Source organism: Bradyrhizobium uaiense (assembly GCF_010811875.1).
In the GTDB taxonomy this organism is placed as follows: Bacteria; Pseudomonadota; Alphaproteobacteria; order Rhizobiales; family Xanthobacteraceae; genus Bradyrhizobium; species Bradyrhizobium uaiense.
Map to the genome: position 1 here is coordinate 1 of NZ_VKHP01000766.1, position 249 is coordinate 249.

Annotated in this window: 1 protein-coding gene; it reads left to right on the forward strand. The window is 57.8% G+C overall.

What is annotated here, in order from left to right; genetic code table 11:
- A partial coding sequence (locus FNJ47_RS47375; protein WP_163163664.1) for a transposase occupies window positions 1–249 on the forward strand: 249 nt, incomplete at both ends.

A 249-nucleotide genomic window follows, 5' to 3' on the forward strand; every position in this document is an offset into this window, starting at 1 on the left:
CGGAAATTGCTTTGGCCGAGATTGACCGCACGATGGCAGCCAACGTGCGCTTTGGATGTGTGCTGGCGGATGCAGGATACGGACTTAGCGCACCATTTCGACAAGGGCTAACAGAGCGCGGGCTGGCTTGGGCCGTCGGCATCCCTCGGCACCTGAAGGTGTATCCGGTCGATGTGAAGCTCATTTGGCCGATCACCAAAGTCCGCGGGAAACCACGAAAGCACCACGTGCCCGATATCTTATCGATTG